This window comes from [Acidovorax] ebreus TPSY (genome assembly GCF_000022305.1).
GTDB lineage: Bacteria > Pseudomonadota > Gammaproteobacteria > Burkholderiales > Burkholderiaceae_C > Diaphorobacter > Diaphorobacter nitroreducens.
This window is the reverse complement of the sequence record NC_011992.1, coordinates 2,977,488-2,998,493: the sequence shown is the minus strand read 5'-3', so window position 1 is coordinate 2,998,493 and position 21,006 is coordinate 2,977,488. Positions and strand designations below refer to the sequence as shown.

Annotated in this window: 15 protein-coding genes; 6 read left to right on the top strand and 9 right to left on the bottom strand. The window is 70.0% G+C overall.

Features of this window, described 5'->3' with window-relative positions; genetic code table 11:
• Positions 1-50 precede the first annotated feature (50 nt).
• From DTPSY_RS14080 to DTPSY_RS14070, 3 genes are all read right to left on the bottom strand, one after another.
• On the bottom strand, positions 51-1,706 hold the full coding sequence (locus DTPSY_RS14080; protein ID WP_015914127.1) for an acetolactate synthase large subunit: 1,656 nt from the start codon (positions 1,704-1,706) through the stop codon (positions 51-53).
• Positions 1,707-1,777: 71 nt separating this feature from the next.
• Entirely contained in the window at positions 1,778-2,926 is a 1,149-nt protein-coding gene (locus DTPSY_RS14075) for an L-lactate dehydrogenase (protein ID WP_015914126.1), read from the bottom strand.
• Positions 2,923-4,536, bottom strand: coding sequence for an FAD-dependent oxidoreductase (locus tag DTPSY_RS14070; protein WP_015914125.1), 1,614 nt, complete (start codon positions 4,534-4,536; stop codon positions 2,923-2,925). The genes DTPSY_RS14075 and DTPSY_RS14070 overlap by 4 nt, the downstream gene beginning before the upstream one ends.
• 115 nt (positions 4,537-4,651) lie before the next feature.
• Here DTPSY_RS14070 and DTPSY_RS14065 point away from each other — a divergent pair, with 115 nt between their 5' ends.
• Positions 4,652-5,665, top strand: a complete 1,014-nt coding sequence (locus DTPSY_RS14065) for an AraC family transcriptional regulator (RefSeq protein WP_015914124.1) — start codon at positions 4,652-4,654, stop codon at positions 5,663-5,665.
• A 48-nt stretch (positions 5,666-5,713) separates the two neighbouring features.
• Here the strand turns inward: DTPSY_RS14065 and DTPSY_RS14060 are convergent, their stop codons facing one another.
• From DTPSY_RS14060 to mnmH, 5 genes are all read right to left on the bottom strand, one after another.
• Positions 5,714-5,983, bottom strand: a complete 270-nt coding sequence (locus DTPSY_RS14060) for a hypothetical protein (RefSeq protein WP_238526541.1) — start codon at positions 5,981-5,983, stop codon at positions 5,714-5,716.
• A gap of 56 nt (positions 5,984-6,039) precedes the next feature.
• Positions 6,040-8,106 (bottom strand): methionine--tRNA ligase, encoded by a 2,067-nt coding sequence (metG, locus tag DTPSY_RS14055; protein ID WP_015914122.1) that lies wholly within the window; start codon positions 8,104-8,106, stop codon positions 6,040-6,042.
• A 59-nt stretch (positions 8,107-8,165) separates the two neighbouring features.
• Complete coding sequence (locus DTPSY_RS14050; RefSeq protein ID WP_015914121.1) at positions 8,166-9,398, bottom strand: patatin-like phospholipase family protein; 1,233 nt, start codon at positions 9,396-9,398, stop codon at positions 8,166-8,168.
• A gap of 30 nt (positions 9,399-9,428) precedes the next feature.
• Positions 9,429-9,998, bottom strand: a complete 570-nt coding sequence (locus DTPSY_RS14045) for a restriction endonuclease (protein WP_015914120.1) — start codon at positions 9,996-9,998, stop codon at positions 9,429-9,431.
• Between the two features lie 166 nt (positions 9,999-10,164).
• The gene (gene mnmH, locus DTPSY_RS14040; protein ID WP_015914119.1) at positions 10,165-11,214 is read right to left on the bottom strand and encodes a tRNA 2-selenouridine(34) synthase MnmH; all 1,050 of its coding nucleotides are present in this window, start codon (positions 11,212-11,214) and stop codon (positions 10,165-10,167) included.
• 128 nt (positions 11,215-11,342) lie between these two features.
• Between mnmH and selD the strand changes: the two genes are divergently transcribed.
• The 3 genes from selD (at position 11,343) to apbC (ending at position 14,650) form a co-directional block, all read left to right on the top strand.
• Positions 11,343-12,413, top strand: a complete 1,071-nt coding sequence (selD, locus tag DTPSY_RS14035) for a selenide, water dikinase SelD (RefSeq protein ID WP_015914118.1) — start codon at positions 11,343-11,345, stop codon at positions 12,411-12,413.
• Complete coding sequence (locus tag DTPSY_RS14030; RefSeq protein ID WP_015914117.1) at positions 12,410-13,480, top strand: tellurite resistance/C4-dicarboxylate transporter family protein; 1,071 nt, start codon at positions 12,410-12,412, stop codon at positions 13,478-13,480. Before selD ends, DTPSY_RS14030 begins: the two co-directional genes overlap by 4 nt.
• 78 nt (positions 13,481-13,558) lie before the next feature.
• On the top strand, positions 13,559-14,650 hold the full coding sequence (apbC, locus tag DTPSY_RS14025) for an iron-sulfur cluster carrier protein ApbC (RefSeq protein ID WP_015914116.1): 1,092 nt from the start codon (positions 13,559-13,561) through the stop codon (positions 14,648-14,650).
• A 21-nt stretch (positions 14,651-14,671) separates the two neighbouring features.
• Here the strand turns inward: apbC and pstS are convergent, their stop codons facing one another.
• A complete protein-coding gene (gene pstS, locus DTPSY_RS14020) occupies positions 14,672-15,787 on the bottom strand; it encodes a phosphate ABC transporter substrate-binding protein PstS (protein ID WP_015914115.1) in 1,116 nt (371 codons plus the stop codon).
• A gap of 348 nt (positions 15,788-16,135) precedes the next feature.
• Here pstS and DTPSY_RS14015 point away from each other — a divergent pair, with 348 nt between their 5' ends.
• Positions 16,136-18,121, top strand: coding sequence for an NADH-ubiquinone oxidoreductase-F iron-sulfur binding region domain-containing protein (locus tag DTPSY_RS14015; protein ID WP_015914114.1), 1,986 nt, complete (start codon positions 16,136-16,138; stop codon positions 18,119-18,121).
• A complete protein-coding gene (fdhF, locus tag DTPSY_RS14010) occupies positions 18,118-21,003 on the top strand; it encodes a formate dehydrogenase subunit alpha (protein ID WP_015914113.1) in 2,886 nt (961 codons plus the stop codon). Before DTPSY_RS14015 ends, fdhF begins: the two co-directional genes overlap by 4 nt.
• Positions 21,004-21,006: the final 3 nt, after the last annotated feature.

Sequence of the window (21,006 nt, the reverse complement as noted above, 5' to 3'; positions counted from 1 at the left end):
AAAGAAAGCCCCGCGGTGCGGGGCTTTCTTGCGTGGGGCTCTCGGCCGCCTTACGGCGCAATCTTGCGCTTGAGCGCGCGCGCCACCTGCGGCGGCAGGCTGGGCAGGGCGCGCAGCAGCCAGGGCAGCACCTTGCGCTTCGGGCCGGCGAGCGACTCGGGCACCAGTGCTTCGATCAGGTGCGGCCCGGGGTGCGCCAGCGCGTATTCCAGCGCCTGGCAAAAGTCCTCGGCCGTGCTGGCGCGCACCGCATGCACGCCCATGCCCTGCGCGAGCTGGGCAAAGTTGAGTACCGGGCCCTTCAGGTCGAGCTGCGACTTGGCCTTGGGGCCCGCTTTCTCGGCGCCCACGCGCTCCAGCTCCACGTTCAGCACCGAGTAGCTGGCGTTGTTGAAGATCACGGACACCACATGCAGGTTCTCACGCGCCATGCTCCACAGCGCCTGGAGGGTGTACATCGCCGTGCCGTCGCCGATCAGTGCGATCACCGGGCGGTCGGGGCAGGCGATGGCCGCGCCCACGGCATTGGGCAGGCCCTGGCCGATGGCGCCGCCGGTCAGCGTGATCAGGTCGTGGCGCGGGCAGCCCGCCGTCATCACGCCCAGCATCAGGCCGGAGGTGATGGCCTCGTCGATGAGGATGGCGTTCTCGGGCAGCAGGTGGCCCACGGCCTTGCACACTTTGGGCGCGGTGAGCGGCCCGCGCGGGCGGCCGGGGCGCTGCGCCAGGGCCAGGGGCGGCTGCGTGGCGCTGGCGCCCAGCGCGGCGGCCAGCTTGTCCAGGCTCGCCGCCGCGTCCTGCGCCGGGCTGCACAGGGTGTGCACCGTGCAGCCCGCGGGCACCAGGTCGCTGGCCTTGCCGGGGTAGGCGAAGAACGAGACGGGCGACTTCGCATCGACCAGCACCAGGTGCCGCGCGCCCGCCAGTTGCACGCCGGCCAGCTCGGCCAGGTAGGCCACGCGCTCTACGGCGGGCAGGCCCGCGCCGCGCTCCATGCGGGTGGGAAACACCTCGGCGAGCAACTGCACGCCGCTGTGGGCCGCAATGCGCGCGGCGCTGCGCAGCGCCCCCTCGCGCAGCGCGTGGCCGCCCAGCAGCACGATGGTCTTTTCGCCCGAGCGGATGGCCTGTGCGATGGCCTGCACGGCTTCGTCGCTGGCAGCGGTGGGCGCCGGCAACGCCGGGGGCAGGCAGGGCTGGCCGCCCTCGCCCCACGACACGTCGGCGGGCAGGACCAGCGTGGCCACCTGGCCCGGCAGGCCGCGCGCGGCGGCAATGGCATCTGCCGCGTCCTGGCACAGGGCCGCAGTGCTTTGCGCGGTGCGCACGAAGCCGGGCGAGACGTTGCGCGCCACGGTCTCGATGTCGGACTGCAGCTGCGCGTCGTACTGCGTGTGGTACGTGGCATGGTCGCCCACGATGTTGACCACCGGCACCTTGCCCTTGCGTGCGTTGTGCAGGTTGGCCAGGCCGTTGCCCAAGCCGCAGCCCAGGTGCAGCAGCGTGGCGGCGGGCTTATCCGCCATGCGCGCGTAGCCGTCGGCCGCGCCGGTGGCCACGCCCTCGAACAGCGCCAGCACGGCGCGCATGCGCGGCTCGCTGTCCAGCGCGGCGACGAAGTGCATCTCGCTCGTGCCGGGGTTGGTGAAGCAGACCTCGATACCGGCATCGGCCAGGGTCTTGAGCAGGGCTTGTGCGCCGTTCATGGGAATCTCCTTGCTTCCTTATTCATAGCTGCTAGCGCTTGATGGGTAAGCGCTGGAGCCGTTTTTCGTTATCAATCCGTGTCGAGGTGCTGGGATCCGATGTCGGCCACGCGCGTCACGCCCGCCAGCGTCATGGCCAGCAGCAGCTCGCGCTGCCACTGGGCCAGCAGGGTGTGCACGCCCGCCTCGCCCTGCGCCGCCAGCGCCCACACCCAGGGGCGGCCGATGAGCACGCCGCGCGCGCCCAGCGCCAGGGCCTTGAACACATCCACGCCGCTGCGCACGCCGCCGTCCACCAGCACCTCGGTCTGCGCGCCCACGGCCTGGGCGATGGCGGGCAGCTTGGCGGCGGTCGAGGCCACGCTGTCGAGCTGGCGCCCGCCGTGGTTGGAGACGACGATGCCGTCCGCGCCCACCTGCACGGCGGCCTGGGCGTCCTGCACGTCCAGGATGCCTTTGAGCAGCAGGCGGCCCTGCCACTGGCTGCGCAGCCAGTCGATGTCGCGCCACGTCACGCTGGGGTCGAACTGCGCGTCCACCCAGGCCTTGAAGGCGCCCAGGTCGCGCGCGCCGGGCACCTGCGCGGTCAGGTTGCCAAAGCGCAGCGGCTGGCCGCGCAGCGCCACGTCCCGCACCCAGCCGGGGCGCGCCAGCACCTGTGCGGCGCGGATGAGCGCAGGGCGCGCGCCGCTCGCGGCCATGCCGTGGCGGATGTCGCGCAGGCGCATGCCGGGCAGCGGCAGGTCGACGGTGAAGACCAGCGTGCGGCAGCCGGCGGCCCAGGCACCGTCCAGCAGTGCGCGCACGGCGCCGCGGTCGCGCAGCATGTAGAGCTGGAACCAGGGAGGCGTACCGGCGGCGGCCGCCACCTCGGAGATGGGGCAGATGCCCACGGTGGAGAGCGTGAATGGCACGCCCGCTGCGTGCGCCGCGCGCGCGGCCTGCGCCTCGCCCCGGCGCGCGGCCATGCCCGCCAGGCCGATGGGTGCCAGCGCCAGCGGCAGCGCGCAGGGCTGGCCGGCCAGGGGGGCGCGTGTGTCCACCTGCGCCACGTCCACCAGCACGCGCTGGCGCAGGCGCAGGGCGGCGAAGTCCTGCACGTTGGCGGCCAGCGTGCGCTCGTCGCTGGCGCCGCCGTCGATGTAGTCGAACAGAAAGCGTGGCAGGCGCTGCGCTGCGAGGCGGCGCCAGTCGGCGACCGATACGGGGTAGCCCCTCATGCGCCGGCCCTCCCGGTGATGGCGCGCGCCGCTGCGCGTGCGGTGAGGATGCAGCCGGGCAAAAAGGTGCCTTCCAGCGAGCGCTTGCCGTTCGCACCGCCGCCGCCAAAACCTGCCGCCTCGCCCACGCAGTACAGCCCGTCGATGGGCTGGCCTGCGCCGTCGAGCGCGCGGCTGTGCAGGTCCGTTTGCAGCCCGCCCAGGCTCTTGCGCGTGATGAGCTGCATCTGGATGGCGATGAACGGCCCCGCGCCGGGTTGTTGCAGCGGCGCGGGCGCGCAGGTGCGCAGCCGGTCTGGCCCCCACTGGCGCGCGTGCAGGATGCGGCGGATCTGGTCGTCGTTGTGCAGCTTGCTGCCGTGGGCGAAGTTGGCGTCGAACGCATCGGCCGTGGCCTGCAGCACATCCGGGCGCACGTCGAGCGAGGCGGTCAGCGCGTTCATCTTGGCGGCCAGCCCGGCCAGCGTGTCGTCCACCAGGAAATGTGGGCTCTGCCGCTGCATCTGCCGCACCAGGCGGTGGTTGCCCAGCAGCGTTTCCTTGAGGAACTTCGGGAACTGCATGTCGCGGATGCGCTGGTTGTGCTCGGCGCCGGAGATGGCGAATTCCTTGGCTGCGATGCGCCAGTTGAGCAGGTGCCAGGTCCAGGGCTTTTCCTGCGCGGCCACACGCTGGCACAGCCAGTGCGTGTCGAAGCCGGTGACCAGCGGCGCGGGGCCGATGCGCTCGCCCCGGTGGTTCAGCCACAGCGCCGACTTGCACGGGATGGCCGACAGGCCGTGCCCGTCGAAATGCGGAAACGGGTGTGGAAAGCCCGCGGCGTAGTTCCACATCTCGCCCGCGTGGGTGATCTGCGCGCCCAGCGTGGCGGCGTGGCGGTGCAATTTGCCATCGGCGAAGGGGTGCGCGCCATTGAGCATGGCGGCGGGGCGCGGCCGGCCATGGGGCCAGTTGGCGCGGGTCTCCTCGTGCCCGCCGTTGATGCCGCCCATGGCCAGCACCACCACCGGGGCGTGCAGCCGCACCTCTTCGCCCGTGGCTTCGTTCACCGCCACGGCGCCGGAGATCCGTCCACCCTGGTGGTCCAGTGCCGTGGCGCGGTGGCCGTGCAGCAGTGTGAGCCTGCTGCCTTCACCCGCACGCCGCAGTGCCGCGATCAGGCAGCGCGTGAGTTCGCGCGAGGTGCCCCAGACGATGTGGTAACGCGGCAGGCTGTTGCCCTCGCCCTGCAGGCCGCGTTCCACCCAGTTCACCGCGGGCATGAACTTCACGCCCTCCTGCAGCAGCCAGTCGTGCACCTGCACGCGCGAATGCTCCACGTAGTAGCGCGCCCAGGCGTGGGGCCAGTGGTCGTCAGCGTCCAGCTCGCCAAAGCGCAGCCAGTCGGCCAGCGCACGCTCGGGCGTGTCGGGGATCTTCATCTTTGCCTGCAGCGGCGTGCCCACCAGGGCCATGCCGCCGAAGGCCCACAGCGCCAGGCCGCCGAAGCGTTCAGGCGTGTCGCGGTCCACCAGCGTGACGCGCTGGCCCGCGCGCAGCAGCTCCAGCGCGGCCACGATGCCGGCCAGGCCGCCGCCAATGACGACGGTGTCGGAATGTTGGATTGCCATGCGGCTGTCTCCTTGCGCGCTCTGTGTGGCGCACTGCCGGCCAAGATAGCGGCATATCATGGCGCGGCATAGACTTTGGAGGCCATAGAAATTGACCTTGCAGGCCAGCGTTTCGATGAGTTGGGTGAACACCGTGCTGGCCGCCGCCGAGCGCGCGGGCGTGGCGCGCGAGCGCCTGCTGGCGCAGGCGGGTATCGCACCGGCCGAATTGGCGCACGAGCGCTGGCCCATTGACCACATCACGCGGCTGTGGCGCGCAGCCGTGCATTGCACGCAGGATTCGGGTTTTGGCCTCAAGGTGGGGGCACAGGTGGGGCCGGGCAGTTTCAATGTGGTGAGCTACCTGCTGCAGTCCGCGTCCAGCCTGCGCGCGGCCATTGCCGCGGTGCAGCAGTACCAGCGCCTCATCAGCGACGGCGGGCGTTTCCAGATGATCGCGGGCGAAACCGCCAGCTGGGTGGTGTACCACCCGCGCCAGGGCGCGCTGGCATTCAGCCCGCACCAGATCGAGGCGGTGCTGGCCGCGGTCGTGGCGTTTGCGCGGTGGGTCACGGGACAGGTGGTGCGTCCGCGGCAGGTGCAGTTCAGCCAGGCACGCATCGGGCCGCTGGCGGGTTACCGCGAGGCCTTCGGCTGCGCCGTGGAATTCGAGCAGGCCTTCAGCGGCGTGCTGCTGGACAACGCGCTGCTGGACGCGCCGCTGCCCCAGGCCGACGAGCAGCTCGCGCGCCTGCACCGCGAACATGCGACGACACGGCTGGCGGCACTGTCAGCGCCGGCCGACCTTGCACAGGCGCTGCACGCATGGATGGCCGATCAATTGCAAGCGCCGCTGCACGGCAAGGCCCCCGAGCGCGCCCAGGCCGCGGCAGCGCTGGGACTGAGCGAGCGCACCCTGGCGCGACGCATGCAGGCGCTGGGCTTGAGCTACACCGCCGTACTGGACGCGGCGCGGCACCAGGCCGCACTGCACGCGCTGGCGCAGGCGGACCGCCCGCTGGGCGAGATCAGCCAGTCGCTGGGGTTCGCGGAGCCCAGCGTGTTCAACCGGGCCTTTCGCCGCTGGACAGGCTGCACACCGGGGCTGTGGCGGCAGGCCGCGCGGCCACCGGGCGAGCCCTCGGCGTGACCATGCGTCCGTCCTGTGGCGGGTGCCGCCAGGCTACGCGCGCAGCGGCTACGGCAGCGCCTCAGGCGTGGGTGCCGCCTGCTCCTGCGGCGGGGCATCCGGCAGCGGCTGCGGTGCGCCGCCTTCGCGGTAGCGGATGGTGATGCCGCTGTGGTCTTCTTCGTCGATCATCGCGTCATAGGCCTTGCCCACGCCTTTACCGACAACCTTGGCCGTGCCCACGGCGGCGTCGGCCGCCAGCCCCACGGCGGTCGCCGTGACACTGACGGCGGCTGCACCCACCGCCACCACCGTGCACCCCGAAAGCAAGGCGCACAAAAAAACCCCTGCAGCCGCAAGGCGCAGGGGCTGGCGCGATCGCCGAGGCTGGGGCATCAGTGGATGCGCATGCCCGGCTGCGCACCGGGGAAGGGCTCCAGTACGAAGATGCCGGGGTGCGCCTTCTCGTCGGCGTGGCTGGCGGCCAGCACCATGCCCTCGCTCAGGCCGAACTTCATCTTGCGCGGCGCCAGATTGGCCACCATCACCGTGAGCTTGCCCTGCAGGTCCTCGGGCTTGTACATGCTGGCGATGCCGCTGAAGACGTTGCGTGTCTGCCCTTCGCCCGCATCCAGTGTCAGGCGCAGCAGCTTGGTGGAGCCTTCCACGGCCTCGCATTTCACGATCTTGGCGATGCGCAGGTCCACCTTGGCAAAGTCGTCGATGGTGATCGTCGGGGCGATTTCCTCTCCGCCAGGGATGACCTTTTCGACTGCGGGAGCAGGGGGTTCGAACAGCGCGTCCAACTGCTCCTGCGTCACGCGCTGCATCAGGTGCTGGTACTGGCCGATCTGGTGGCCGGCGCCCAGGGGCTGGGCCACTTCGGCAAACTGCTCGGGCGGCACGATGAGAAAGCGGGCCACCTCGGCAGCCACCTGCGGCAGGATGGGCTTGAGGTAGATCGTCAGGATGCGGAAGGCCTCGATGCAGGTGGTGCAGACGTCCTGCAGGCGCGCCTCCATGCCCTCCTGCTTGGCCAGCTCCCAGGGCTTGTTGGCGTCCACGTAGCTGTTCACGCGGTCGCACAGCAGCATGGTCTCGCGCACGGCGCGGGCCGTGTCGCGCGCCTCGTAGGCTGCAACGATGGGACCGGCCTGCTCGCGCAGCTGCGCCAGCAGCGCCTGGCCATCGGCGCTGACTTCGCCCAGCTTGCCGCCGAAGCGCTTGAAGATGAAGCCCGCGGCACGGCTGGCGATGTTCACGTACTTGCCGATCAGGTCGGAATTCACGCGGGCCATGAAGTCTTCGGGGTTGAAGTCGATGTCTTCGTTCTTGCCGTTGAGCTTGGCGCCCAGGTAGTAGCGCAGCCACTCGGGGTTCATGCCCAGGGCCAGGTATTTGAGCGGGTCCAGCCCCGTGCCGCGGCTCTTGCTCATCTTCTCGCCGTTGTTCACGGTCATGAAGCCGTGCACGCAGATCTTCGTGGGCGTCTTGCGGCCGCTGAACTTCAGCATGGCGGGCCAGAACAGCGTGTGGAAGGTGATGATGTCCTTGCCGATGAAGTGGTACTGCTCCAGCTGCGGGTCGGCCATGTAGGCGTCGTAGTCCTCGCCGCGCTTGTTCAAGAGGTTCTTGAGCGAGGCCAGGTAGCCCACGGGGGCGTCCAGCCACACGTAGAAGTACTTGCCCGGCGCATCGGGGATCTCGATGCCGAAATAGGGGGCGTCGCGGGAGATGTCCCAGTCGTCCAGACCTTCGCTGGTCGTGCCGTCGGGATTGGTGCGCGTGCCGAACCATTCCTTGATCTTGGCGGCCACTTCGGGCTGAACATGCTGGCCGTTCTGCGTCCACTCGGTCAGGAACTCCACCGCGCGCGGGTCGGAGAGCTTGAAGAAGAAGTGCTCGGAGGTCTTGAGCACCGGCTTGGCGCCCGACAGCGCCGAGTAGGGGTTGATCAGGTCGGTGGGCGCGTAGACCGAGCTGCAGACCTCGCAGTTGTCGCCGTACTGGTCCTTGGCATGGCAGCGCGGGCACTCGCCCTTGATGAAGCGGTCGGGCAGGAACATGTTCTTCTCGGGGTCGAAGAACTGCTCGATGGTGCGCGTCTCGATGAAGCCGGCGGCCTTCAGGTCCAGGTAGATCTGCTGGGACAGCTCGTGGTTCTCCGGGCTGTCGGTGTTGCTCCAGTTGTCGAAGGCAATGTGAAAGCCATCCAGGTATTGCTTGCGTCCGGCGGCGATGTCGGCCACAAACTGCTGGGGCGTCTTACCCGCCTTCTCGGCGGCAATCATGATGGGCGCGCCATGGGCGTCGTCCGCGCCGACGAAATTGACCGCGTTGCCCTGCATGCGCTGCGCGCGCACCCAGGTGTCGGCCTGGATGTACTCCATGATGTGGCCGATGTGGAAATTGCCGTTGGCATACGGCAGGGCGGTGGTGACGAAGATCTTGCGTGCGGTCATCGGGGGCGGCTCTCCAGTCGCCTCGGGTTTCGAGGCGCAACCCTCGATTTTAGGGCGTGTCAGTTCCGCGGCGCCCGCACGGGATTGCCGTGGTCCTGCCAGCCGAAGAAGGCGCAGATCTCGCTGCGCCGCGCCAGCGCGTCCCCGTGGCCCAGTGCCATGAGCTCGCGCGTGTAGCCGCGCTCGAACAGTAAATAGCTGGCCAGCGCGCCGGTGCCCGCGTCAGGCCGGTCGGCGCGCACGCCCAGCGCGCTGAGCAGGGTGCGGATGGTCCCCGGCAGATCGCACACATGCCGTGCCGCCATCTCGTCCAGGTTGCGCGAGGGGGCGAACACCAGCAGCTCCAGCGGCCGCAGCGGGCTGTGGCTGCGCGCCTCGGGCGGAATCAGCGCCAGCGTCTGGTTGATGCGCTGGGCGCGCTCGATATCCACCGACAGCGCATCCAGAAAGATGTTGGACAGCGTGTGGCCCGCCACCTGGGCCAGCGCCGGGTAGGGCTGCTGCGTGCCAGCCATGCAGGGGCGCGGCGGCTCATAGGTGCGGCTGGTGCCCACCACCAGCAGGCGCCGCGCACCCAGGTGGATGGCGGGCGCCAGCGGCGCGGTCTGGCGCATGGAGCCGTCGCCGAAGTATTCGGTGTGCCCGTCGATGGCCAGTGGCGCTGCCGGGAACATGAAGGGAATGGCCGACGAGGCCAGCAGGTGGTTGCGCGTGATGGGGCCGCGCGCGGATTTGCGCAATGAGCGTACCCAGGGCTCCTGGGCGTCTCCGGCGTCAAAGAACGCCACGTGCTGGCCCGAGCTGTAGCTGGACGCTGTCACCGCCAGGGCGCGCAGGTGGCCCGCGCGGATCAGCCGCGACACGCGCGCCAGTGGCACCAATTGGTCCAGCAGTTGCGCGAGCGGCGCGTTGTCCAGCAGCGAGTGCGGGCGCATGCGGCTCCAACGGGTGAGGGCCCAGCCCAGCGACAGCAGCGTGAGCCAGCGTGCGCCGCTGCGCATCACGCTCAGGGAGTCGGCGCGGTACACCTGTCGGGCATGGAACTGGGTCCACACGCGCGCCAGGCGCCGCACCGTGCGGTCGAACTGGTCCGCGCCACAGGCCAGGGCCGCCGCGTTGATGGCGCCGGCCGAGGTGCCGGTGAGGATGCCGAATGGCCCCGGCCCGCGCCGCTCGCCGCAAGCCAGCCGCAGGTCGGCAATCGCCTGCAGCACGCCCACCTGGTAGGCGGCACGCGCGCCGCCGCCCATCAGCACCAGGCCGGTGTGCGCAGGGGCAGGGGAGTGGGTCATGGAGCCACGCGGCTTGGGTTGCGCCTTTTTTTAACCTGCGGGCGTGGCCTTGAGCAGCAGGGCAGCCAGGGCATCGCCCTCCAGCAGCACCACGCCATGCTCGCGCGCAAAGCTGCGTGCGGTCTCGCTCACGGTGCCGGTCAGCGCCACGTACACGGCCTGCGCGCCTTGCTGCTGCGCTTGGGCGTGCAGTTCACGCAGGGGTTCCACACCATGGGTGGCGGCCTTCCAGCGGCGTGCGGCCACCAGCACCGCGCGGTCGCCCTGCGTGATGCGCAGGTCCGCGTGCAGGCCGGCCAGGCGCTGCACCTCGTGCCCCTCGGTGCGCCATGCGCGCTCCAGCGTGTTGGCGAAATCCTTCCACGGCATGGCGGCAGCGGCCTGCAGGGCACCCTGAACGCGCGCGGCGCTGGGGGCGCGCCACTGGCGCCACGCGGCGATGCAGCCGATCACGGCGATCGGCAGCGCGCCCATGGCGGCGAACGGGGCGATGTCCCTCGGCAGCAGCGCGCCGCAGACGAGCACGATGGCGGCGGCGATGGCAAAGCTCACCCACCAGGGCGAGCGCAGCAGGATTGCGAAGCCCGAGTTCGGGGCCATCTTCAGTTTCACAAAGGAGTCCTTGAGGAATGAGGTGGGTTTGAGCCTAGCCGAAGGCGGCGTGTTCCCGCACGAATCGCCGGGATTTCATGTGCGCGAGAGGGTTTCAAAAATGATAGCTGCTTGCGCTTATCCATAAAGCGCTGCAGCTTGATTTGACGCCGAACTATTCCAGCGCCAGCACGGCTTGTGCCACACCGGCGATGCCCTCTGGCGACAGGTCCGGCGCGCCCACGCGCTGGCGTGTCTCCCAGTGCGTGAAGTTGCGCGCCTGCGAGCGTCCGTAATGCGGGTCGTAGTGCAGCAGCATCAGCTCGGCGAACAGCGCGGACAGCTCCCCCGCCCGGGCCCAGGCCTGCCAGCGCTGCACGACTTCCTTGCCCTGCAGCTCGGTGAGCGTGCCCAGGCGCTTGGCCAGTGCATCGGGGTCGTCGCCCAGGTAAGCGTAGTCGCGCAGCAGGTAGGCCAGGCGCTCTTCGGGCGTGGCTTCGATCTCGATGCACGCGGCGGCGCGCAGGCGTTGCACCAGCGGCACGGGTACCGTGAGGCGGCCGATGCGCGCGCTCTCACCCTCCACATACACGGGGCGGGACAGGTCCAGCGCCTCCAGTGCGGTGGCGATCTGTGTCTCGAAATTTTTCTGCGATGGCTGGGGCACGCCCGGCAGCGCGCCGAGCAGTGAGCCCTTGTGGCGGGCGTAGTGCTCCAGGTCCAGCACCTGCGCGCCCATGCCGGCCAGCTGCTGCAGCACGCGCGTCTTGGCACTGCCGGTGGCGCCCACCAGCACGCGCAGCTCCAGCTGCGGCACCAGGGTCTCGATCTGCGTCATCACATGGCGGCGAAAGGACTTGTAGCCGCCGGCGAGCTGCTGCGCGTCCCAGCCCACCAGGCGCATCCACTGCACCATGGAGCCGCTGCGCATGCCGCCGCGCCAGCAGTAGACCAGCGGGCGCCAGTGCGCAGGCTTGTCGGCGAAATGCGTGCGCAGGTGGTGCGCCAGGTTGGCCGCCACCATGGCCCCGCCCACGCGGCGCGCCTCGAAGGCGCTTTGCTGCACGTAGATGGTGCCGACGATGGCGCGCTCCTCGTCGTTCAGCACCGGGCAGTTGATCGCGCCGGGGATGTGGTCCTCGGCGTATTCGGCGGGCGAGCGCGCGTCGATGAGGGCGTCGAACTGGTGGCGGTCTTCGGGACGGATGGGGCGGTGGTGGGACACGGGAATGCGGTGCTGAACAAAGCCGGGTAGGTGCGAATCTGGGATGATGCGCGCGGCGCGCCCGCGGCACACTTTTGTGCGTCGGGGCAGGCGCCATTGTCCGTCACCGCGCTTTTTCCCTGTTTGCCATGAATGCTTCCGCCCCCACCGCCGCCCCTTCCCATCCGCGCCTGACCTCGCTGTCGCATGGCGGCGGCTGCGGCTGCAAGATCGCGCCGGGCGTGCTGTCGCAGATCCTGCAGCAAAGCGGCGCGGGCGCCGTCATGCCGCCCGAGTTGATGGTGGGCATCGAGACCTCGGACGACGCGGCCGTGTACCGCCTGAACGAGAGCCAGGCGCTGGTGGCTACCACGGACTTCTTCATGCCCATCGTGGACGACCCATACGAGTTCGGCCGCATCGCCGCCACCAACGCGCTGTCCGACGTGTACGCCATGGGCGGCAAGCCCATCGTGGCGTTGGCGCTGGTGGCCATGCCGGTGAACACGCTGCCGCTGGACGTGATCGGCGCCATCGTGCGCGGCGGGCAGGACGTGTGCCGCGCGGCGGGCATCCCGATCGCGGGCGGCCACACCATCGACTCGGTCGAGCCCATCTACGGCCTGGTGGCCATGGGCCTGGTGCACCCGGACCGGGTGCGCCGCAACGCCGGCGCCCAGCCGGGCGACGTGCTGGTGCTGGGCAAACCGCTGGGCGTGGGCGTGTATTCGGCCGCGCTGAAGAAGGAGCAACTGGCCGACGCCCACTACCGCGAGATGATTGCCGCCACCACGCGCCTCAACACCCCCGGCCCGCTGCTGGCCGAGCTGCCCGGCGTGCACGCCATCACCGACGTGACGGGCTTCGGCCTGGCCGGCCATGCGCTGGAGGTGGCGCGCGGCGCGGGCGTCACGGTGCAGATCGACTGGTCGCGCGTGCCGCTGCTGCCCGGCGTGGCGGACCTGGCCGCGGCGGGCTTCGTGACCGGCGCCAGCGGCCGCAACTGGGCCGGCTATGGCGAGGGCGTGGCGCTGGCCGCCGGCCTGCCGGCCACCGCACAGGCGTTGGTGACGGACCCGCAGACCTCGGGCGGGCTGCTGGTGGCCTGCGCGCCGGACAGCGTGCAGGACGTGCTCGGGGTGTTCGCGCGCGAGGGCTTCGCGCAGGCGGCGGTGATCGGCAGCGTGCAGGCGGGGCCGGCACGGCTGGAGCTGCGTTGAACACGCCGCCGGGGTCGCCGCCGCAGCTGGCTACTCCGGCGGGGCAGGGGGGATTGCGCGAGCTGTCGCCTGCCTACTTCGGCCTGGTCATGGCCACAGGCATCGTTTCACTGGCTGCGGACATGCTGGGCCATCCCCTGCTGGCGCGCGCGTTGCTGGCCCTGAATGCCGTGCAGTACGTGGTGCTGTGGGTCTTGTATGTACTGCGGGCCTGGCGCTATCCCCGGCGTTTCTTTGGCGACATGGTGGACCACGCGCGCGGGACCGGCTACTTCACCATGGTGGCTGCCACGGGCATCCTGGCCAGCCAGTGCATCGTGCTGCTGGGCCATGTGCCGCTGGGCTTCGCGCTATGGGCGCTGGCGGCGCTGCTGTGGCTAGTGTTGACCTACACCATCTTCACGGCCTTCACCATCCGCCGGGACAAACCTCCGCTGGACCGGGGCATCAGCGGTGCCTGGCTGCTGGCCGTGGTGTCCACGCAGGCGCTGGCCGTGTCCAGCGCCCTGCTGGCCGCGCGCATCGGCCAGCCGCTTCGGCTGGAGCTCAACCTGCTGGCGCTGTCCATGTGGCTGTGGGGCGGCATGCTCTACATCTGGATGATGGCGCTGATCTTCTACCGCTACTTGTTCTTTCCCTTCTCACCCGGCGACCTGTCTCCGCCGTACTGGATCAACATGGGGGCCATGGCCATTTCCACGCTGGCCGGCTCGCTGCTGATCCTGAACGCGCCACAGGCGCCGTTCCTGGTGTCGCTGCTGCCGTTCCTCAAGGGCTTCACGGTGTTCTACTGGGCCGCGGGCACCTGGTGGATTCCCATGCTGGTGCTGCTGGGCATCTGGCGCCACGGCGTGCGCCGCTTTCCGCTGCGCTACGACCCGCTGTACTGGGGCGCAGTGTTTCCGCTGGGCATGTACGCGGCCTGCACCTGGCAGATGGACCAGGCCATGGCCTTTGGCTTTCTGGATGCGCTGCCCCGGCTGTTCTTTGCCGTGGCGCTGCTGGCCTGGCTGCTGGCGTTCATCGGCATGCTGCGCAGCGTGGCGCGCCAGCTGCGTGGGCTGTAGGCAAACAAAGGCACAGGCGCGCCAGTGCCAAGGCCGCTTGGCTAGACTCCGGCTTTCTCTTCAGCAAACCACACAACCATGGCACTCACAGAACAGGCATTGTTGGCGGCGATCGCCGGCGTCCAGGATCCGCACACGGGCAAGGACTTCGTGAGCACGCGCGCGGTGCGCAATGTGCAGATCAACGGCGGCGATGTCGCCTTCGACGTGGAGCTGGGCTACCCCGCCAAGAGCCTGGTGCCCGAGTTGCGCCGCCAGTTCATCGCCGTTGCCAAGGCAGTGGCGGGTGTGGAGAACGTGTCGGTCAACATCAACACCAAGGTGATCGCACACGCGGTGCAGCGGGGCGTACAGCTGCTACCGCAGGTGAAGAACATCATCGCCGTGGCCTCGGGCAAGGGCGGCGTGGGCAAGAGCACCACGGCCGCCAACCTGGCCCTGGCGCTGGCCGCTGAAGGCGCCCGCGTGGGCGTGCTGGATGCCGACATCTACGGCCCCAGCCAGCCCATGATGCTGGGCATCAGCCGCCGCCCGGAGAGCGAGGACGGCAAGACCATGGAGCCGCTCGAGAACTACGGCGTGCAGGTCATGTCCATCGGCTTCCTGGTGGACCAGGACGAGGCCATGATCTGGCGCGGCCCCATGGCCACGCAGGCGCTGGAGCAGCTGCTGCGCCAGACCAACTGGAAGGACCTGGATTACCTCATCATCGACATGCCGCCGGGCACGGGCGACATCCAGCTCACGCTCTCCCAGCGCGTGCCCATGACCGGCGCGGTGATCGTCACCACGCCGCAGGACATTGCGCTGCTGGACGCCAAGAAGGGCATCAAGATGTTCGAGAAGGTGGGCGTGCCCATCCTGGGCATCGTGGAGAACATGGCCGTGCACGTGTGCAGCAACTGCGGCCATGTGGAGCACATCTTCGGCGCCGACGGCGGCAAGAAGATGGCCGCCGACTATGGCATGGACTACCTGGGCGCGCTGCCGCTGGACATGCACATCCGCCTGCAGGCCGACAGCGGCAAGCCCACCGTGGTGGCCGACCCTGACGGCGAGGTCGCGCAGATCTACAAGAAGGTGGCGCGCGATGTAGCCGTGAAGATCGCGCAGCAGGCCAAGGACTTCTCCAGCAAGTTCCCCACCATCTCGATCAGCAAGAACACTTGATCTGCCAGGGCGCGTTGCGGCTCAGCGCAGCGCGAGCCGCGCGCCCGCGCCTTCCTCTGCTCCGCCCATCACGGGCAGCGGCTTGCCGTCCGGTGCGCGCACCGTGCTCAGCAGCGCCACCACGCGGGCCTGCGTCTCGGCGGGCAGCGGCGCAAAGCCGGTGCCGGCCACCGCGCGGTCGCCCATCAGGAACGAGCGATAGAAGAAGTTGAGCGCGCGTGCCGTGCGCTCGGGCGCGGCGGGCTTGCTGTTGATCACGATGTAGGTGGCCGACACGATGGGCCAGGCCATGGGGCTGTCCACGTCCACCAGCGGCGGCGCGTTCAGGCCGTCACGAAACAGGTTGGCGCCGCGCACGGCGGCGCGGTAACTCGCCAGCGAAGGGGTCACCCATTCGCCGCGCCGGTTGCGCAGCGCGACGGCGGCGGGACCGTCGCCCACCACATAGTCCGATGAGACGTAGCCCAGGGCACCGGCGGTGGCCTGCACCGCCGCCACCATCTTGCTGGAACCCTCCACGGTCTGGATCGCGCCGCCGGCGGGCCAATTCGCACGTCCTTCCTTGAGGGGGATGGCGCTGTCGTCCGCGGCCGCGGCCTGCCGCAGGTAGGCGAGCAGCACTTGCGTGGTGCCCGAGCCGTCGGCCCGCACGACGCGCGTGATCGGCAGGTTGGGCAGCTTCAATTCAGGGTTCAGCGCGGCAATCGCCTTGTCGTTCCAGTGGTCGATGCGTGCGGCGAAGATGGCGGCCAGCACCTGCGCGTCCAGGCGCAGCCGCCCGCTGGCTACGCCCGGCAGGTTCACGACCGGCACCACACCGCCCACCAGCGTGGGGAACTGGATCAGGTGATGCTGGGCCAGCTCCTGCTGCGACAGGGGAATGTCGGTGGCGCCGAAGTCGACCTGCTGCGCCTTGATCTGCTGCACGCCTTGGGTAGAGCCGACGGCTGCGTACTGGACCTTGGTGCCGCGCTCCTGCGCATAGTGGCTGGCCCACTGGGCATACACCTTGGCAGGAAAGGATGCGCCCGCGCCACGCAGGGTGATGTCTTGGGCCAGTGCGGGTGCGGCCAGGCCCAGGCTGATCAGCGCGGGGGCGGCGATCAGCGCGATACGCGATCGGAAAGTCGTTTGCATAGCGAGAAAGCGTCGGAAAGAGTGGTATGGCAGGGCCCGCATGCGCCGCAATCCAGGGGCGCGGCGGCTGGGGGCCTGCAGGGCCGGGCGGGAGCCAGCGGAGCGCGGCTTTGAAGGGCGCGCATCTTACCGGCCTTTGCAAGGAGGCAGGACGGCTGGATGAGATGCCATGCAGAGGGAGCGGTATGGGAACAAGGTGCCGAGGGCAAGCGAAGTGCGCGCAGGCAAGCGCGGGGCGGCGTGCCGGACAGCAGGGCCCGGCCTTAGTCCTGCCCGGTGGGACCGCGTGCATTGACGCCGCGGGGGGCGCGGCGCACACTGCCTGCGCTTCCTTTCCCCCGCGATTCCATGATCTCCCGACCCGAATTCACCGCCGTGCCCGTGGCCACGGCAGACGATCTGCGCGAGCGCCTGCGCCGCAAGGCCCACCTCAAGGGCCGCCAGCCCGAGGCCTCTGCCCTGGCCGAGGTGCAGACGCTGATCGGCGCGCGCCCGCCCGAGGGCTATGCGCGCGACCGGCTTATCGAGCACCTGCACCTGATCAACGATCGCCACGGTGCGCTGTACGAGCGGCACCTGGTGGCGCTGGCGCGCCTGATGAACCTGCCCATGGCCGAGGTGTACGAGGTGGCAAGCTTCTACCACCACTTCGAGGTGCTGCGCGACGCCGACGGGCCGCCGCGCCTGGTGCTGCGCGTGTGCAACGGGCTGTCCTGCTGCATGGCCGGGGCCGACGCGTTGCTGGCCGAACTGCCTGGGCGGCTGAGCGCCGCGGGCCATGGCGACGTGCGTGTGCAGGCCGCGCCGTGCGTGGGCCGCTGTGAGCAGGCGCCTGTGGCCGTGGTGCACCAGTGCCCGGTGCCGCGTGCCACGCTGGGGGCGGTGCTGGAGCGGGTCGATTTGATGCCGGATCGGGCTCAGGCCCAGCACCCTCAAGCGCCGACAGCTCCTGTTTTTGAAGCGCTGCCGCAAACGGCGATCACGCGCGGGCCGGAGGCGGTCGCGCCGCCGTGGGTGGGATTGGCCGCCTATCGGGCGCGCGGCGGCTATGCGTTGGCCGCCGGCCTGGCGCAGGGGCACGTGCCGGCCGACGGCGTGCTTGCGGCCATGGAGGACTCGGGCCTGCGCGGCCTGGGCGGTGCGGGTTTCCCGGCGGGGCGCAAGTGGCGCATCGTGCGCGAGCAGGCGGCCCTTGCCGGGCGCCAGGCCGCCCCGAGCGAGGCAGCGGCCCCCTCGGCGGGCAGCGGACCACGCGAAGCCGGGGAGCGTGGGAGCGTGGCCCTCATGGCGGTGAACATCGACGAGGGTGAGCCCGGCACGTTCAAGGACCGCACTTACCTGGAGCGCGACCCGCACCGCTTCCTGGAGGGTGTGCTGGTGGCTGCACAGGTGGTGGGCACCGCAGAGGTGTACATCTACCTGCGCGACGAATACCACGGCTGCCGCGCCCTCCTGCAGGCAGCGATTGCCGAACTGCAGGCCGACCCGCCGTGCGCCTTGCCGCGCATTGAGCTGCGCCGCGGGGCAGGCGCCTACATCTGCGGCGAGGAGTCCGCGATGATCGAGAGCATCGAAGGCAAGCGCGGCGAGCCGCGTATGCGCCCGCCCTATATCGCCCAGGTGGGGTTGTTCGGCCGGCCCACGCTGGAGCACAACTTTGAGACGCTGTACTGGGTGCGCGACATCGTGGAAAAGGGCCCCCAGTGGTTTGCCAGCTTCGGCCGCCACGGGCGCAGGGGGCTGCGCAGCTTCAGCGTGAGCGGGCGGGTGAAGGAACCCGGCGTGAAGCTGGCGCCCGCTGGCATCACGCTGCGTGAACTGGTGGATGAATACTGCGGCGGCATGGCCGAAGGGCACGTGCTGTATGCCTACCTGCCCGGTGGCGCGTCGGGCGGCATCCTGCCGGCGCGGCTGGCCGATGTGCCGCTGGACTTCGACACGCTGCAGCCGCACGGCTGCTTCATCGGATCGGCGGCCGTGATCGTGCTCAGCCAGCACGACCGCGCGCGCGATGCCGCGCTGAACATGATGCGTTTTTTTGCGCACGAGAGCTGCGGCCAGTGCACGCCGTGCCGCGTGGGCACGGCCAAGGCGGCGCAGCTCATGCAGGCACCGCTGTGGGACGAGGACACGCTGGACGACCTGGCGCAGGTGATGGCCGACGCCTCCATCTGCGGGCTGGGGCAGGCGGCACCCAACCCGATCCGCTGCATCCACAAGTACTTTGCGCATGAGGTGGGCGAGGGCCCCTGGCCCGGTGACCTGCCGCTGCCGCGTGGCGGCGTGCGCACCGAGCGCATCCCGCCCGCCGCAGTGCCGGAGGATCGCCCATGAGCGCCGCACCGCACACCGGCGCCGTGCCGTTCGAGCTCGACGGCGAACTCTTGCAGGCCCTTCCGGGCGAAACCCTGTGGCAGGCCGCGCGCCGCCACGGCGTGCAGATCCCCCACCTGTGCCACACCGATGGCCTGCGGCCCGACGGTAACTGCCGCGCCTGCGTGGTGGAGATCGAAGGCGAGCGCACGCTGGCGCCCAGCTGCTGCCGCGCGCCCACGCCTGGCATGCGCGTGCACGCCCAGAGCCCCCGCGCGCTCAAGAGCCAGCAGATGGTGCTGGAACTGCTGCTGTCCGACATGCCAGAGACCGGCTACAAGTGGAACGATGCTGCAAAAACAATAGCTGGTAGCGCTTGCCAGGAGAGCGCTGGAGCACAATTTGACCAAGTACAAACGCCCCCGGGGCAGCATGGCGAGTTGAGCGCCTGGGCCGATGCGCTGGGCGTGGCCGTGCGTCCCGCGCTGGCCGCGCTGCGCCGCGCGCAGCCCGCGCCCGACCTGAGCCACCCGGCCATGGCCGTGCACCTGGACGCGTGCATCCAGTGCAACCGCTGCGTGCGCGCCTGCCGCGAGGAACAGGTCAACGACGTGATCGGCTATGCACTGCGCGGAGCCGACAGCAAGATCGTCTTCGACCTGGACGACCCTATGGGCGCCAGCACCTGTGTGGCCTGCGGCGAATGCGTGCAGGCCTGCCCCACGGGCGCGCTGAGTCCCAAGACCCACATCGGCCCGCAGAAGGTGGACCGCACCGTGGACTCGGTCTGCCCGTTCTGCGGCGTGGGCTGCCTCGTCACCTACCACGTGAAGGACGAAAAAATCGTGCGCGTGGACGGCCGTGACGGCCCGGCCAACCGGGGCCGCCTGTGCGTGAAGGGGCGCTTTGGCTTTGACTACGCGCACCACCCGCAGCGCCTCACGGCGCCGCTGGTGCGCAAACCTGGCGTTCCCAAGGACTGGCAGGGCGCTGTGAGGCCCGAGGACTGGCGCGAGGTCTTCCGCGAGGCGACCTGGGACGAGGCGCTGCAGCGCGCCGCAGGCGGACTGCGTGCGCTGCGCGATGCGCACGGCCCCAAGGCGCTGGCGGGGTTTGGCTCGGCCAAGGGCAGCAACGAAGAGGCCTACCTGTTCCAGAAGCTGGTGCGCACCGGCTTTGGCAGCAACAACGTGGACCATTGCACGCGCCTGTGCCACGCCTCCAGCGTGGCGGCGCTGCTGGAGGGCGTGGGCTCGGGCGCGGTGAGCAACCCGGTGAGCGACGTGGCGCATGCCGAGGTCATTCTGGTGATCGGCTCCAACCCCACATCCAACCACCCCGTGGCCGCCACATGGATGAAGAATGCCGCCCGGCGGGGTGCAAAGATCGTGCTGGCCGACCCGCGCGTGACCGACATCGGGCGCCACGCCTGGCGCGTGCTGCAGTTCCGGCCCGACACCGATGTGGCCGTGCTCAACGCGCTGATCCACACGGTGATCGAGGAGGGCCTGGCCGACGAGGCCTTCATCCGTGACCGTGCGCTCAACTACGAGGCCCTGCGAGAGAACGTGCGCGCCTACAGCCCTGAGGCCATGGCGCCGCTCTGCGGCATTCCCGCGGACACGCTGCGCGAGGTGGCGCGCGCGTTCGCCACGGCCAAGGCGTCGATGGTCCTCTGGGGCATGGGCGTGAGCCAGCATGTGCATGGCACCGACAACGTGCGCTGCCTGATTGCCCTCGCCACCGTCACCGGGCAGATCGGCCGGCCCGGCACGGGCTTGCATCCGCTGCGCGGCCAGAACAACGTGCAGGGCGCAAGCGACGCGGGCCTGATCCCGATGATGTTCCCCAACTACCAGCGCGTGGACAACGCCGAGGCGCGCGCGTGGTTCGAGCAGTTCTGGGGCTTGCCGCTGGACGACGCGCCGGGTTACACCGTGGTCGAGATCATGCACAAGGCCCTGGCCGATGAGGCCGACCCGCACAAGGTGCGCGGCATGTACATCATGGGCGAGAACCCGGCCATGAGCGACCCTGACCTGAACCATGCGCGCCAGGCGCTCGCGAGCCTGGCGCACCTCGTGGTGCAGGACATCTTCCTGACCGAAACCGCCTGGCTGGCCGACGTGGTGCTGCCCGCCAGCGCCTGGCCCGAGAAGACCGGCAGCGTGAGCAACACCGACCGCATGGTGCAGCTGGGCCGGCGCGCGCTCACGCCACCGGGTGACGCGCGGTCCGATCTGTGGATCGTGCAGCAGATGGCGAAGGGCATGGGCCTGGCCTGGGACTACGAGGGCGCAGAAGCTGGCGTGGCTGCCGTCTATGAGGAAATGCGCCAGGCCATGGCCGGCGCCATCGCGGGTATCAGCTGGGACCGGCTGGAGCGCGAGTCCAGCGTGACCTACCCCTGCCTCTCGGTCGAGGATCCGGGCCAGCCCATCGTATTCACCGAGCGCTTTCCCACGCCCACGGGCCGCGTCACGTTGGTGCCGGCCGACATCATCCCGGCCGACGAGCGGCCCGATGCCGACTATCCGCTGGTGCTCATCACGGGCCGCCAGCTGGAGCACTGGCACACGGGCAGCATGACGCGGCGATCGGCCGTGCTGGACGCCATCGAGCCGCACGCTACGGCCTCGCTGCACGGCGACGAACTGGCGCGCCTAGGGCTGGCGCCGGGCGACTGGGCGGAGATCCGCTCGCGCCGTGGTGCCGTGCAGGTGCGTGTGCGCCGCGACGACGGCACGCCGCGCGGTGCGGTGTTCATGCCGTTTGCCTATGTGGAAGCGGCGGCCAACCTGCTCACCAATGCGGCGCTGGACCCGTTCGGTAAGATTCCCGAGTTCAAGTATTGCGCCGTGGCCGTGCGGGGCATTGCGCAGCCGCAGAGGCAGGGCGGCTGACTC